Annotated in this window: 1 protein-coding gene; it reads left to right on the top strand. The window is 63.0% G+C overall.

Going from position 1 to position 216, the window contains the following annotated elements; genetic code table 11:
• Window positions 1-216: hypothetical protein (locus R3X27_RS25620; protein ID WP_317711741.1), on the top strand; the 216-nt coding region annotated here is incomplete at both ends.

Here is a 216-nt window from a genome sequence, read left to right as displayed (position 1 = left end):
TCCGAAGAACCCGTCGAGGCATTCGACACCGCGTCCGAAGACCCCATCGAGACCTTCGTCGCCACGACCGAAGAACCCGTCGAGACCTTCGACACCACGTCCGAAGAACCCATCGAGACCTTCGTCGCCACGACCGAAGACCCCGTCGAGGCATTCGACACCGCGTCCGAAGACCCCATCGAGACCTTCGTCGCCACGACCGAAGAACCCGTCGAG

The sequence above is a fragment of the Tropicimonas sp. TH_r6 genome (assembly GCF_033101155.1).
In the GTDB taxonomy this organism is placed as follows: Bacteria; Pseudomonadota; Alphaproteobacteria; order Rhodobacterales; family Rhodobacteraceae; genus Tropicimonas.
This window is presented reverse-complemented; position numbering and strand designations above follow the sequence as displayed.